The organism is Micromonospora sp. NPDC050784 (genome assembly GCF_044456765.1).
Taxonomy (GTDB): Bacteria; Actinomycetota; Actinomycetes; order Mycobacteriales; family Micromonosporaceae; genus Micromonospora; species Micromonospora foliorum.
This window is the reverse complement of sequence record NZ_JBITGG010000009.1, coordinates 71940-85960: the sequence shown is the minus strand read 5'-3', so window position 1 is coordinate 85960 and position 14021 is coordinate 71940. Positions and strand designations below refer to the sequence as shown.

Below are 14021 nucleotides of genomic sequence, written 5' to 3'. Positions count from 1 at the left end.
GGCTACTTCTGCGTGAAGGCCGAGATCTCGCACTGACGCTGGATCTCCATCCCCGCGTCGCTGTTCGCCTTCTCGAGGTTGGCCTTGGTCTCCGGTGCGACCCAGATGGTGGCGTTGTCGGTGCCCTGTTGCCGGATCTCCATCGACAGGCCGTGGCTCCGGACGCACTGCAACTGCTCGCGGAGGTCGTCGGCGAAGTTCGGGTTCTGGTGAGGGTCGAGCTCTGGAGCGCTGAGCGGCTCCTTGTCGGCGCACGCGTCCACGGCCGGTTGGTATTTCTTCTGGTCCATCTTGTAGCTGAGCAGCGGACCGCCGTTTCTGCCCTGTGCGGGCGCCGACGGCACCCCGTGCTGTGTCCAGCAGGCGTAGTAGGCGTCGTAGAGGCGGTCGATCTCCTGCTTGGTCGCGCCGAGGGGAAGTTGACGGTTGGCGCCGCTGTTCGAACCGGCCGGGCCGGCACTCGCCGACATGGTCGCGCCCGGGATCGCGGCCACCTGCGGCTCCGACGCCTCCGGGTCGCCGCCGCAGGCCGCGAGCGACAGCAGCAGGACCGCCAGGCCGGTCATCTTCACATTCGCTTTTCGCATGCCAGCCAGCGTGGCAACCGAATGTCAGCTATTCGTTAGGTCCGGGCGGGGCAGTCTGCTCCCACAGCGACTTCATCTCGTCGAAGGCCTGCTCCATCAGCTGCACCATCGCCTGCTGGGCACGCTCACCGTCGCGCCGCTGGATCGCCTGTGCGACGTCGGCGTGCATCTGGAGGGCCTGCTCGTGGGGGTGGTGCGGCATGAGGTGGTGCTTGTGCCGGCCGGTGAGCACCTCCGCGACCAGGTCCTGGAGCCGGACGAACATCTCGTTGCCGGAGGCGAGCAGGACGCGCCGGTGAAACTCGATGTCGAGGTGCAGGAAGCGCTCCTCGTCACCGGCCTCGCCGGCCGCCCACATCTTCGCCGCCAGCCCGACGAGGTCGCTCGCCTCGTCACGGCCGATCCGGCTGGCGGCCAGGAAGGCCGCGTGTGGCTCGACGGCGGTGCGCAGTTCGGTGATCGAGCGGAGCTGGGCCATCCGGCCAGCCGAGGCGAGACGCCAGCGGATCACCTGCGGGTCGAAGACGTTCCACGCGCTCGCCGGCCGGATCATCACACCTACCCGTCGGCGCGCCTCGATGAACCCGATCGAGGCCAGCACCCGCAGCACCTCGCGGACGACCGAGCGGGACACGGCGTACCGGTCGACCAGCTCGTCGATGTTGAGGACCGATCCGGGTGCCAGTTCGCCGCCGCAGATGGCGGTGCCGAGGTGTTCGAGGACGCGCGCGTGCAGCCCGGACTCGACGGGAAGGGCCGGGGCGGCTGCAACCTCTGGTGAGGACGGTTCCACCCAAAGATCATATCATTTGCATCTACCTCTTGAGGTAATCAGCTTATTCGGCCTAGCATCCCGATGTTAAGCGGATGTAACACCGAGGTAGCGGCTCTCTCGGGGGCGGCGGCCACGACAGAAGGAGAGACAAGCGTGCGACGTCGATCGATAATCGGCACTTCTCTGGCTGTGGTCGCCGCCATGGGCCTGGCCGCCTGCGGCGGCGATGGTGGCGGCGAGGACTCGAAGACCGTCCGCGTGACACTCGTCAACCACGTGTGGACAGAGAACATCAAGAAGGTCCTGCCGGAGTTCGAGAAGCAGTCCGGCCTCAAGGTCGAGGTCACCCAGCTCGGTGAGGACCAGCTCTCCGACCAGTACAACGTCAAGCTCAACGCCGGGTCCGACGACCTCGACGTGATGATGTACCGACCCCTGCAGGAGGGGAAGCAGTTCGGCAAGAACAAGTACCTCGCCGACCTGAGCGAGAGAGTCAAGTCCGACAGCGCCTTCGAGTTCGGTGACTTCCAGGCCGGGCCGGTGCAGGCGACGACCTATGAGGACAAGGTCGTCGGGCTGCCGATCATCACCGAGCAGGAGGTCCTCTACTACCGCAAGGACCTGCTGACGAAGTCCGGCTTCACCGCCCCGCCCAAGACCCTCGACGAGCTCAAGGCGCAGGCCGCGAAGATCGAGGCCGACAACCCGGGCGTCGCCGGCTTCGTCGCCCGTACCGGCAAGGCCGCCGCGGTCACGCAGTTCTCCAGCTTCCTCTTCAGCTTCGGCGGCGACTTCGTGGACTCCAGCGGAAAGGCCACCGTCAACACCGAGCAGGCCAAGCAGGCGTACGCCTACTACGGCGGGCTGCTCCGGGACCACGGCCCGGAGAACATCAGCACCGACATGAGCTGGTCGGAGGCGATGGCGATCTTCACGCAGGGCAAGGCCGCCTTCTACACCGAGGCCAACTCGCTCTACAAGAACGCCACCGACCCGACCAAGTCCAAGGTCGTCGACTCCGTCGGCTTCGCCGCCTTCCCGGCCGGCCCGGCCGGGTCGAAGCCGTACAACATCCCGTCCTGGGCGCTCGGGGTGAACGACAGCTCGGAGAACAAGGACAACGCCTGGAAGTTCATCCAGTGGGCCGCCGGCAAGGAGCAGGCGCTGGCGCAGCAGGCGGCCGGCGTACCCGGCGCCCGCACCTCGGTCTGGGCGAACCCGGCGGGTACCGCCTCCTACCCGAAGGACCTTGCCGAGGCCAACACGGTCAGCACCGCCAACGGCGTCGGGCACGACCGTCCGCTGGTGGTCAAGGTGGCCCAGGCGCGGGAGATCGTCGGCCAACCGATCGTCGACGCGATCACCGGCAAGGACGCCGCCAGCTCGGCGGACGCGGCGAACGCGGCGTTCCAGAAGTTCCTCGACGACGAGGCGAAGTAACCCATGCGCTGGGCGGCGGGGCCGACCGGCTCCGCCGCCTCGCCGGGACCTGACCCCTCCAACCCGGAGATCTCAATGTCAGCCGTTCTCACCCCCCGTACCGATTCGCCCGAGGCCCCCGTGGCGTCCCTGGACACGACGTCGGCCTGGTCGCGTTGGGCCAACGAACACCGCAAGTGGCTCTTCGCGGCACCCGCCATGGCGTTCGTCGCCGTGCTGATCATCTTTCCGGTGGCGTGGACCGGGTACCTGAGCCTGACCGACGCCGAGGGTTCGGTGCGCGCGGAGTCGGAGTTCATCGGCTTCCAGAACTACCTCGACGTGCTCACCGACACCGACCGGTTCTGGCCAGCGGTCTGGCGAACGGTCCTCTTCACCGGCGTCGTGCTGTTCTTCGAGGTCGTCCTCGGCATGGCGATCGCGCTGCTGCTGTGGCGGCCCTTCCGCGGTGAGAAGTGGGTCCGCGTCGCGATCCTCCTGCCGCTGGTGGCCACTCCGGTGGCGGTCGGCATGATGTGGCGCCTGATCTTCGACCCGAACATCGGGATGGCGAACCAGCTGCTCGGCTGGATCGGCATCGGCCCCCAGCCCTGGCTGGCCGGGCAGCACTCGGCCCTGCCGACGACGATGTTCATCGACATCTGGCAGTGGACCCCGATGGTCGTGCTGATCCTGCTCGCCGGGCTCACCTCGCTCTCCGACGAGCCCCAGGAGGCCGCCCGGATCGACGGCGCCAGCAGCTGGCAGCGGTTCCGGCACGTCACCCTGCCGCTGCTGATGCCCACGGTGATCGTCGCCATCCTGCTGCGCGGCATCGACGCGCTGAAGACGTTCGACATCCTCTACGCCACCAAGGGGCGCGGCGGTGGGTCCTTCCACGAGGTCGAGACCCTCAACGTGTACGCGTACGGCCTCAGCTTCGACTACAACGACTACGGCGTCTCGTCGACAGTCCTCATCATCTTCTTCCTGATCATCATCGGGGTGATGTGGGCCCTCACCTATCGCAAGAAGGGGCTGGGCCGATGAAGCCGAGCAAGCCGTACCGGGTGTTCCGCACGTCGGCTCTCGTCGTCGTGGTCTTCGCGTTGATGGCGCCGCTGCTCTGGATGATCGCCGCGTCGTTCAAGACCAACGTGGACATCTACGACACCGCCAAGGCGTTCGCCTTCTCGCCCAGTCTGAAGAACTACGAGACCGTTCTCCAGCAGGCGAACTATCTCGAGTTCATCGGCAACAGCCTCTGGGTGGCGTTCGCGGCCACCACGCTGTCGCTCCTGCTCGGGGTGCCCGCCGCGTACTCGATGAGCCGGTTCAGCATGAAGAAGTCCGCGCTCGTCGTGCTCATGGCCCGGGTGATCCCCGGCGTCTCGCTCCTGGTGCCCTGGTACTACGTCTTCTCGAACCTAAAGATGGTCGGCGGCTTCACCGTGCTGATCCTGAGCCACATGTTCGTGTCGCTGCCGCTGATCGTCTACATCATGATGGGCTACTTCGACGGCCTGCCGGCCGAGTTGGAAGAGGCCGCGCTTGTCGACGGGCTGACCCACATCGGCGCGTTCCGGCGGATCACCCTGCCGTTGTCAGTGGCCGGCGTGGCGACCGCCGGCATCCTCTCCTTCATCTTCTCCTGGAACAACTTCATGTTCGCCCTGGTGCTCTCCGGCTCCGACACGAAGACGCTGCCCGTCGCGATCTTCGACTTCGTCGGCTACGCCAGCATCGACTGGGGCGGCCTGATGGCCGCGGCGACCGTGGTCACCCTGCCGATCATGCTGATCGCCCTGTTCGTGCAGAAGTACGTCGTCTCCGGTCTCACCGCCGGTGCCACGAAGGGCTGACCGGTCATGACGACGATCGCAACTGTGGAGACGTTCCTGGTCGCGCCCCGCTGGCTGTTCGTCCGGATCGAGACGGAGTCCGGCATCGTCGGCTGGGGCGAGGCGACCTGCGAGGGCCGGTCCGAGACCGTGCGCACGGCCGTCCACCAACTCAGCGAGCTGCTCATCGGTCGGGACGCGCTGCGCATCGAGGACCACTGGCAGGTGCTGACCAAGGGGTCCTTCTACCGGGGCGGCCCGATCCTGGCCAGCGCGGTGTCCGGTCTGGACCAGGCGCTCTGGGACATCGCCGGCAAGCACTACGGCGCCCCCGTGCACCAGCTCCTCGGCGGGCCGGTCCGGGACCGGATCCGGGTCTACGGCTGGATCGGCGGTGACGAGCCCGCCGAGATCCGCGACCAGATCAACGCTCGGATCGAGGCGGGCCTGACCGCGGTGAAGATGAACGCGTCCGGGCGGATGGGCCCGCTCGCCTCGGTCGCCGACCTCGACGCGGTGGTGCGACGGGTGGCCGTCGCCCGCGAGGTCCTCGGCGACGACCGCGACGTCGCGGTCGACTTCCACGGTCGGTTCACCCTCGCCAACGTCCGGCGGGTCGCCCCGCTGCTGGAGCCGTACCGGCCGTTCTTCCTGGAGGAACCGGTGGTGCCGGAGAACTCACACCTGATCGGTGAGGTCGTCCGTTGCACGAGCACCCCCGTCTCGACGGGAGAGCGGCTCTACAGCCGGCAGGAGTTCCTGCCCGTCTTGCAGGCCGGCATCGCCGTGGCCCAGCCGGACCTCGCGCACGCCGGCGGCATCACCGAGGTTCGCAAGATCGCCACGTTGGCCGAGGTGTACGACGTGCAGCTCGCCCCGCACTGCCCGCTCGGGCCGATCGCCCTCGCCGCCTGCCTCCAGGTCGGCTTCGCCACACCCAACTTCCTGATCCAGGAGCAGAGCATCGGCATCCACTACAACCAGGGCGCCGAGGTGCTCGACTACTGCCTCGACCAGACCCCGCTGACCTTCGTCGACGGGTACGTGCAGCGGTTGACCGCGCCCGGTCTCGGCATCGAGATCGACGAACACGCGGTACGGACCGCGGACAAGCGTGGGCACGCCTGGCGCAGCCCGACCTGGCGGCACCCCGACGGCTCCTACGCGGAGTGGTGAGACCCCGACCGGCAAGAACGAAAGGCACCCCGTGAAGATCGTCGCAGCAGACGTCATCGTGTCCAGCCCCGACCGGAACTTCGTCACCCTGAAGATCACCACCGATGAGGGCATCACCGGCCTGGGCGACGCCACGCTCAACGGCCGTGAGCTCTCCGTCGCCTCGTACCTGCGCGACCACGTCGCCCCGCTGCTGATGGGCCGGGACCCGCACCGGATCGAGGACACCTGGCAGTTCCTGTACCGGTCGGCGTACTGGCGGCGCGGCCCGGTCACCATGGCGGCCATCGCCGCCGTGGACGTCGCGCTCTGGGACATCAAGGCCAAGGCCGCCGGCATGCCGCTGTACCAACTGCTGGGCGGCGCGTCCCGCACCGGCATCATGGCGTACGGGCACGCGTCGGGGCGGGACATCCCCGAGCTGTTCGACTCGATCCGCCGCCACCTCGACGAGGGCTTCCGGTCGATCCGGGTGCAGACCTCGGTGCCGGGGATCAACGCGGTCTACGGTGTGGCCGCGCAGCCCAGCGCCACCGGCCAGCGCTACGACTACGAGCCCGCCCAGCGCACCCCGCTGCCCGCCGAGGAGGACTGGGACACCCGCGCGTACCTGCGCCACCTGCCGTCGGTCTTCGAGGCGGTGCGCAACGAGTTCGGCCCGGAGCTGCCGCTGCTGCACGACGGTCACCACCGGATGACCCCGATCCAGGCCGCCAAGCTCGGCAAGGCCCTCGAACCGTACGACCTGTTCTGGCTGGAGGACTGCACCCCGGCCGAGAACCAGGAGGCGCTGCGGCTGGTCCGCCAGCACACCACCACCCCGCTGGCCATCGGTGAGGTCTTCAACACGGTCTGGGACTACCAAACCCTGATCCGCGAACAGCTGATCGACTACGTCCGGTCCGCGGTCACCCACACCGGCGGCATCACCGCCATGCGCAAGCTGCTCGACTTCGCCGCCCAGTACCAGATCAAGTCCGGCATCCACGGCCCCACCGACATCTCACCGGTGGGTATGGCCGCGGCGCTGCACCTGGACCTGGCCATCCACAACTTCGGCATCCAGGAGTACATGAAGCACACCCCGTTGGCCAACGAGGTGTTCCGGCAGTCGTTCACCTTCACCGACGGCTACCTGCACCCCGGCGACCAACCGGGGCTCGGGGTGGAGCTCGACGAGGAGGCGGCGGCCCGGTTCCCGTACGAGCCGGCGTACCTGCCGTTCAACCGGCTCAAGGACGGCACGGTTCATGACTGGTGAACGGCGCGGCGCCCGGCCCACCCGGCACGTCGTGGTGATGGGTGTCTCCGGGGCCGGCAAGACCACTGTGGCGCGGGGAATCAGCGCGGCCACCGGGCTGACGTTCGCCGAGGCGGACGAGTTCCACTCCCCGGAGAACGTGGCGCGGATGCGCTCCGGCGTACCGCTGGACGACACCACCCGGTGGCCCTGGCTGCGGGACATCGCCGGGTGGATCGCCGATCGCGGCGCGGAGGGTCGCTCGACGGTGCTGGCCTGCTCGGCGTTGAAGCGGTCGTACCGGGACGTGCTCCGCCGGGGCCCGCTCCGGGTGGACTTCGTGCACCTGGACGGGCCGGCGGAGGTCATCCGAGCCCGGTTGGCCCGACGCGAGGGGCACTACATGCCGGCCAGTCTGCTGGAGTCGCAGCTCGCCACGCTGGAACCGGCCGAGGCGGACGAGTCGGTGCTCGTCCTCGATGTCTCGTTGGCCCCGGAAGCCCTGGTCGCGGCGGCCGTCAAGGGCCTCGGCCTGCCCGGTCCGGTGCCGGTGGGGGAGGACCGGGCCCGCGCATCCACAGGCGTTCCGGAGGCATGTTAGGTTAGCCTGCCCTAATCGTAGTGGAGTCCCCGCCGTGCCCTCATCGATCCGAGCGTGACAGTCGCCGAGACCACCGGTGCTGTGGTGCTCCGTCGCGCGCTGCGTCGACAGCGCGCCCGGGTGGCCGCCGGCATCGCGCTGCTCTGCACCCACCAGGCCACCGAAGCCCTCGTCCCGGTGGCCATCGGCGTGGTCATCGACCGTGCGGTGGCCACCGGGGACGTCCGCGCCCTGCTGCTCTCGCTGGCAGGCCTGGCCGCCCTGTTCACCGTGCTCGCCTTCGCCTACCGGGCCGGCGCGCGACTGGCGTTCGCCGCCGTCGAACACGAGGCGCACGCCACCCGGGTCGAGATCGTCCGCAGCGCCCTCGACCCGCGTGGACGCCGGTCGGGCCTGCGCGACGGCGAGCTACTGTCCGTGACGGCTTCCGACGCCGAGCTGTCCGCGCTCGTCGTGCGGGTCGCGGGACTCACCGCCGCGGCGCTCACCGCCATCGTGGTCGCGGCCGTCGCGCTACTCGTCGTCGACATGCCCCTCGGGCTCGGGGTGCTCATCGGCGTACCCCTGCTGGTCGTCGCCCTCCAGCGGATGGCGCCGCTGCTCACCCGGCGCAGCGCGTCGCAGCAGGAGGCGCTCGCCGCCACCACCGCTCTCGCCGTCGACCTCGTCACCGGCCTGCGCGTGCTGCGCGGCATCGGCGCGCAGGACCACGCCGCCCGCCGGTACGCGGGGGCCAGTCGCCACGCGCTCGACGTCACCCTGCGCGCCGCCACCACCAAGGGCCTGCACCTCGGGCTCACCACCACCGTCAACGGTCTCTTCCTCGCGACGGTCGCCGGAGCCGCGGGCTGGCTCGCGCTGCAGGGCCGGCTCACCATCGGTGAACTCGTTGCCGTGGTCGGGCTGGCCCAGTTCATCGCCGAGCCGGTGCAGACGCTCGGGTACTGCGTCCAGTTGTTCGCCATGGCCCGAGCCTCGGCGGGGCGGGTCGCCCGGGTCCTCGGCGCCGCTCCGGTGGTGCAGCCCGGTGACGCCGGACCGCCCGCCCCGAGCCCGTCCCGGCTCGCCCTCGACGGGGTCTCGTACGCGGGCCTCGACGGCGTCAGCCTGCGCGTCCGCGCTGGTGAGATCCTGGGCGTGCTCGCCTACGACCCGAGTGATGCCGAGGCGCTGGTCGCGCTGCTGGCCGGCCGGGTGCCCCGCGCGGAGCACCGGGGGAAGGTCCTGATCGACGGCGTGCCCGCCGACGAGCTGCACATCGACGCCGCGCGCGCCGTGGTCCTGGTCGAGCAGCATGACGTGGCGCTGTTCGAGGGGACGCTGCGCGCCAACCTCAGTGCCGGCGCCTTCGTCGACGACGAGGTCCTGCGTGCCGCCGTGCGGGCCGCCGCCGCGGAGGACGTGCTCGCCGCGCACCCGCACGGGTTGGACCGCCTGCTCACCGAACGCGGGGCGAACCTGTCCGGCGGGCAGCGGCAGCGGATCGGGCTGGCGAGGGCGCTCGTCGCCGACCCGCCGGTGCTGGTGCTGCACAACCCCACCACGGCGATCGACGCGGTGACCGAGGGGTTGCTCGCCACCAGGCTGGCCGAGGCTCGCGGGGCGGGAACCCGCGGCACGGTGCTGATCACCACCAGCCCGGCGCTGCTGCGGATCACCGACCGGGTCGCCGTGATCGACCGGGGACGGGTCGTCGCCGAGGGCCCGCACGAGCGGTTGCTCGCCAGCGACGCCCGCTACCGGGAGGAGACCCTGCGATGACGTCCGAGCCGATCACCCGGCACCTGCTGCCGACGGCCACCGGCCGGCAGACCTGGGCCGCCCTCCGTACCGAGCTGGCCCTCCTGCCCGGGCTCAGCGCCGTCGCCGGCACGTTGCTGGTCGCCGCCGCCGCGACCGGGCTGGTCGCCCCTTGGGTGCTCGGCCGCCTCGTCGACGACGTCATCGCCGGAACCGACACGGCGCGGGTGATCGCCTGGGCCGGCGTGATCGCGGGCGCCGCCGTACTCGCGGGGCTCCTCACCGCGGTCGGAGCGGCGGTCGCCGCGCGCCTCGGCGAGACCGTGCTGGCGAGACTCCGGGAGCGGGTCCTCGACCGTGCCCTGCACCTGCCGTCGGCCACCCTGGAACGGGCCGGGACCGGGGATCTGGTGGCCCGTGCCGGCGACGACGTGGCCGTGGTGACGAATGTGATCGCCACCAGCGGACCCGCCTTCCTCGGCGCGCTGCTGTCCGTCGTGTTGACCGCGGCGGGGCTCTTCGCCCTCGACTGGCGACTCGGCATCGCCGGGTTGGCCGCGGCCCCGGCGTACGCGGTGGCGCTGCGCTGGTACCTCAAGCGTTCGGTGCCCTACTACGCCCGCGAGCGGGTGGCGACCGGCGAGCGCGCGCAGGCGACGGCCGAGGCGCTGCGGGGCGCGGCGACCGTGCGCGCCTACCGGATGGAGGACGCCCACGTCGCGCGGATCGCGGAGCGCTCCGGCGTCGCCCGCGACCTGTCGCTGGAGATCTTCGGTCTCTACACCCGCTTCGGGCTGCGCATCAACCGCTCGGAGTTCGTGGGGCTCGCCGCCGTGCTGCTCGCCGGCTTCCTGCTGGTACGCGGCGACCTGGCCACCGTCGGAGCCGCCACCACGGCCGCGCTCTACTTCCACCGCCTCTTCAACCCCATCGGCCTGCTGCTGTTCGAGTCGGACTCGGTGCTGCAGGCCGGGGCCAGCCTGGCCCGACTCGTCGGGGTCACCACCCTGCCGGACACCGCGGTCCCCGCCGGCACCGAGCCCACCCGCCCCGACCGGGGCGTCCCGGCGGCACTGGAGGTGACCGTCGCGCGGCACCGCTACGACGACGGGCCGGTGGTGCTGCGGGACATCGCCCTGCGTCTCGCACCGGGGGAGCGCGTCGCCCTGGTCGGCGCGAGCGGCGCGGGCAAGAGCACCCTCGCCGGCATCATCGCCGGCATCATCGCGCCCACCGACGGCGCGGTGACCCTGCGCGGCGTGCCGCTGGCACAGCTCGACGAGCACCGCCTCCGTCGCGAGATCGCCCTGATCAGCCAGGAGGTGCACGTCTTCGCCGGGCCGCTCGCCGACGACCTGCGCCTCGCCGACCCCAACGCCACCGACGCCGAGATCGCCGCCGCCCTCGACCTCGTCGGCGCCACCGAGTGGGTGCGGACCCTGCCGGACGGTCTCGCCACCGCGGTGGGGGAGGGTGGGCGGCAGCTCACCTCGGCCCAGGCCCAGCAGCTCGCGCTGGCCCGCCTCGCTCTCGCGGACCCGGCCGTCGCGGTCCTCGACGAGGCCACCGCCGAGGCGGGCAGCGCGGGGGCGCGCGACCTCGACCGCGCCGCCGTGGCGGCCACCGAGGGCCGTACCACGCTGATCGTGGCCCACCGACTCAGTCAGGCGGCCACCGCGGACCGCATCGTCGTCCTCGACCAGGGGCGGGTCGCCGAGCACGGCACCCACGCCGAGCTGCTCCGCGCCGGGGGCGGGTACAGCCAGCTGTGGCGCTCGTGGAGCGTGCCCGACCTCGTGGTCCCGCGCGAACGCGAGAGCGCGGACCAGCCCGTCCCGAGCTGAGCGGCCCCGGTTCCCATCCCCTCGGACATCCGCGAAATCAGTCGAACGTGGGAACCCCGGGAACTTTTCCGGACCGGCCGGCGACCACCAGAGTGCGCGGCCGACCGGCGGCGTTCCGACGGCGGCATCTCGGCATCAAGGAGCGGCCCGTGGCACACAGGACGGTGGTCTGTGCGAAACGGCGTCGCTGACGACGACCAGGTGACCCGGTGGGCGCGGGAGGCGGGCCAGGGTGACCGGCAGGCCGCCACGGCGTTCATCCGGGCACTACAGGACCAGGTCTGGCGGTTCCTGTCGCACCTGGCCGGGCCGGGGGAGGCCGACGACCTGACCCAGGAGACGTTCCTGCGGGCGATCCGCAACCTGCCCGGCTTCGCCGGCCGCTCGTCGGCCCGTACCTGGGTGTTCACCATCGCCCGGCGCGTTGCCGTGGACCACGTCCGGACGGCGGTGGCCCGGCCGAGGACGGCTTCGGTGCCGGACTGGCAGGCGGCGGCCGAGGCCGCCGGTGCGATCACCGCCGGTGCCGACGAGGGCGTGACCCTGCACCAGCTGATCGCCGGCCTGACCCGGGAGCGCCGCGAGGCGTTCGTCGCCACCCAGGTGCTCGGCCTGTCCTACGCCGAGGCGGCGGACGTCTGCCAGTGCCCCGTCGGCACGATCCGTTCCCGGGTCGCCCGGGCGCGCGAGGATCTCGTCGCCGCCTGGCAGGCCGACACCGACCCGGGCCACGGGCGACGAACCGGCTGAAGGTGGATACTGCCGCAATGAGTGTGCGGCGTTCCCTGTTTCTGCACTCCGAGCTGCGCCGTCGGCCGTACGACCTGCTGCGGTCGATGCTGGCCCAGGTCGACCCGGCCACACCGCCGAACGGACCGGACGGGCCGGTTGCCGTCCTCGAACGGCGTGTGGCCTCCCTGCTCGGCACGGACGAAGCCCTCTTCTTCCCGTCCGGGACGATGGCGCAGCAGGTGGCCCTGCGCATCCACGCCGACCGCCGCGGCAGGCGGGCCTTCGCCGCCCATCCGCAGTGTCACCTGGAGGCCTGGGAGCAGCAGGGGTACGCCGTCGTGCACGGGTTGCGCTTCCAGCCCGTCGGCGACCGCCACCGGCTGATGACCCTGGCCGATCTCGCCTCCGTCGCCGAACCGCTCGCGGCGGCGGTCTGGGAGCTGCCGCAACGGGACATCGGTGGGCTGCTGCCGGAGTGGGACGACCTCGTCACGCAGACCGAAGCGATGCGTGAGCGCGGCGCGGCCATCCACCTCGACGGCGCCCGCCTGTGGGAGGCCCAGACGTACTACCAGCGGCCGTTCGCCGAGATCGCCGCGCTGTTCGACAGTGCGTACGTCTCGTTCTACAAGGGACTGCAGGGCGTTGGCGGTGCCGCCCTGGCCGGGGACGCCGCCCTGGTGGCCGAGGCCCAGGTGTGGCGCCGGCGGCTCGGCGGCGACGTCTACGACGCGTGGCCGCTGGCGCTCACCGCACTGCACGGCCTGGACACCCTGCTGCCCCGGCTGCCGGCGCACCGGGAGCACGCGGTGGCGATCGCGGCGGCCATCAACGCCGACGGGGTGGCCCGCGCCTTCCCGGACCCACCGCAGACGCCGATCTTCCACGTCCACCTCCCGGTCGGCCCGGACGCCGCGACGCGGGCCGCCGACGCCCTGCTCGCCGCCGACGGGGTGGAGCTGTTCGGGCGGGTACGGTCCGCGCCAGATCCGGACCGGTGCTCGTTCGAGGTCAGCGTCGGGGAGAACGCCATGGACCTCGCCCCGGACGAGGTCGTCACATTCCTCCACGAGCTGCTGCGCCACGTCACCTGACATTGATCCGTGCCACTGCGGCGGCTAACCTCGGCTGGTCCATGGTCAACTGCGACCGTACGGAGGCCGGCGATGAACCACGAACATCCACCCGTCTGCTGTGGCGGCGACGGGGAACGGCCGCCGACCCGGTTGAGCCGTCGCAGGCTGCTGCGCGGCACCGTGTTGACCACCGGTGCCCTGGCTGTCGGCGGTGTCGTCGGCCTGCCGGGGATCGCGTCCGCCGCACCCGTGATCTACAACCCGTTCGCCGGCTACCGGATCACCGGCACCTGGCAGGACCACCTCAACAGCGGTTCGCTCGGCGGTATCGACTTCGGGATGGGCGTCGGGACCAACCTGCCGGCCTGTGGCGCCGGCACGATCCAGAACATCCCGAACAACGGTACGGGCGGCCACACCGTCACCATCCAGCACGCGGACGGCTACCGCAGTCAGTACCTGCACCTGTCCCAGTTCCTGCTGGCCAACGGCACCGCCGTGAGCGCCGGCGCGATCGTCGGACGGTCCGGTGGCGCGGTGGGCGCACCCGGATCAGGCAGCTCCACCGGTCCGCACCTGCACTGGCACATGATCAACCCGAGCGGCGTCCGCATCAACCCGCTGACCTACATCGGCCAGAACCCGGGTGGCGGCGGCCTGCCGAAGACGTCCACCGAACAGGACGGCATCCCCGGCACCGTCTTCTACAAGCGGATGCAGAACTGGTTGCGGATCACCTCCGGCTACACGGGCCCGATCGACGGCGTTCCCGGTACGGGGACCTACGCGGCCCTGCAGCAGGCCATGCGCGGGTACGGCTACACCGGTCCTCTCGACGGCGTGCCCGGGACGAACACCTGGAAAGCCGTTCAGCGGCTCGCCTCGGGGTGGGGCTACACCGGCCCGATCGACGGGGTGATGGGGCCGAACTCGTGGCGGGGCTTCGCCCGGTTCCTCAACCAGAACCAGTGGGACTGACCCGCTCGGCCA

Annotated in this window: 13 protein-coding genes; 11 read left to right on the top strand and 2 right to left on the bottom strand. The window is 71.0% G+C overall.

Annotated elements, in window-relative coordinates; translation table 11 throughout:
• Positions 1-2: 2 nt before the first annotated feature.
• Both ACIBD9_RS14595 and ACIBD9_RS14590 read right to left on the bottom strand, forming a co-directional pair.
• The gene (locus ACIBD9_RS14595; RefSeq protein ID WP_396717681.1) at positions 3-587 is read right to left on the bottom strand and encodes a hypothetical protein; all 585 of its coding nucleotides are present in this window, start codon (positions 585-587) and stop codon (positions 3-5) included.
• A gap of 28 nt (positions 588-615) precedes the next feature.
• Positions 616-1380 carry a FadR/GntR family transcriptional regulator gene (locus tag ACIBD9_RS14590; protein ID WP_396717679.1) on the bottom strand — a complete coding sequence of 255 codons (765 nt, stop codon included), beginning with the start codon at positions 1378-1380 and terminating at the stop codon, positions 616-618.
• Positions 1381-1515: 135 nt separating this feature from the next.
• On the opposite strand from ACIBD9_RS14590, the gene ACIBD9_RS14585 reads away from it, so the two are divergent.
• The 11 genes from ACIBD9_RS14585 (at position 1516) to ACIBD9_RS14535 (ending at position 14009) form a co-directional block, all read left to right on the top strand.
• A complete protein-coding gene (locus tag ACIBD9_RS14585; RefSeq protein ID WP_396717677.1) occupies positions 1516-2802 on the top strand; it encodes an ABC transporter substrate-binding protein in 1287 nt (428 codons plus the stop codon).
• A 75-nt stretch (positions 2803-2877) separates the two neighbouring features.
• Positions 2878-3831 carry a carbohydrate ABC transporter permease gene (locus ACIBD9_RS14580; protein WP_396717675.1) on the top strand — a complete coding sequence of 318 codons (954 nt, stop codon included), beginning with the start codon at positions 2878-2880 and terminating at the stop codon, positions 3829-3831.
• Positions 3828-4643 carry a carbohydrate ABC transporter permease gene (locus tag ACIBD9_RS14575; protein ID WP_387165478.1) on the top strand — a complete coding sequence of 272 codons (816 nt, stop codon included), beginning with the start codon at positions 3828-3830 and terminating at the stop codon, positions 4641-4643. Before ACIBD9_RS14580 ends, ACIBD9_RS14575 begins: the two co-directional genes overlap by 4 nt.
• Positions 4644-4649: 6 nt before the next feature.
• Complete coding sequence (dgoD, locus tag ACIBD9_RS14570) at positions 4650-5798, top strand: galactonate dehydratase (RefSeq protein ID WP_396717673.1); 1149 nt, start codon at positions 4650-4652, stop codon at positions 5796-5798.
• A gap of 31 nt (positions 5799-5829) precedes the next feature.
• Positions 5830-7059 (top strand): D-mannonate dehydratase ManD, encoded by a 1230-nt coding sequence (gene manD, locus ACIBD9_RS14565; RefSeq protein WP_396717671.1) that lies wholly within the window; start codon positions 5830-5832, stop codon positions 7057-7059.
• On the top strand, positions 7049-7639 hold the full coding sequence (locus tag ACIBD9_RS14560; protein WP_396717669.1) for a gluconokinase: 591 nt from the start codon (positions 7049-7051) through the stop codon (positions 7637-7639). The genes manD and ACIBD9_RS14560 overlap by 11 nt, the downstream gene beginning before the upstream one ends.
• A gap of 54 nt (positions 7640-7693) precedes the next feature.
• Positions 7694-9400 (top strand): ABC transporter transmembrane domain-containing protein, encoded by a 1707-nt coding sequence (locus ACIBD9_RS14555; protein ID WP_396717666.1) that lies wholly within the window; start codon positions 7694-7696, stop codon positions 9398-9400.
• A complete protein-coding gene (locus ACIBD9_RS14550) occupies positions 9397-11223 on the top strand; it encodes an ABC transporter ATP-binding protein (RefSeq protein ID WP_396717663.1) in 1827 nt (608 codons plus the stop codon). Before ACIBD9_RS14555 ends, ACIBD9_RS14550 begins: the two co-directional genes overlap by 4 nt.
• A gap of 171 nt (positions 11224-11394) precedes the next feature.
• Positions 11395-11973 (top strand): sigma-70 family RNA polymerase sigma factor, encoded by a 579-nt coding sequence (locus tag ACIBD9_RS14545; protein ID WP_396717661.1) that lies wholly within the window; start codon positions 11395-11397, stop codon positions 11971-11973.
• Positions 11974-11990: 17 nt separating this feature from the next.
• Positions 11991-13049 carry a threonine aldolase family protein gene (locus ACIBD9_RS14540; protein WP_396717659.1) on the top strand — a complete coding sequence of 353 codons (1059 nt, stop codon included), beginning with the start codon at positions 11991-11993 and terminating at the stop codon, positions 13047-13049.
• Between the two features lie 72 nt (positions 13050-13121).
• Complete coding sequence (locus ACIBD9_RS14535; RefSeq protein WP_396717657.1) at positions 13122-14009, top strand: peptidoglycan DD-metalloendopeptidase family protein; 888 nt, start codon at positions 13122-13124, stop codon at positions 14007-14009.
• Positions 14010-14021: the final 12 nt, after the last annotated feature.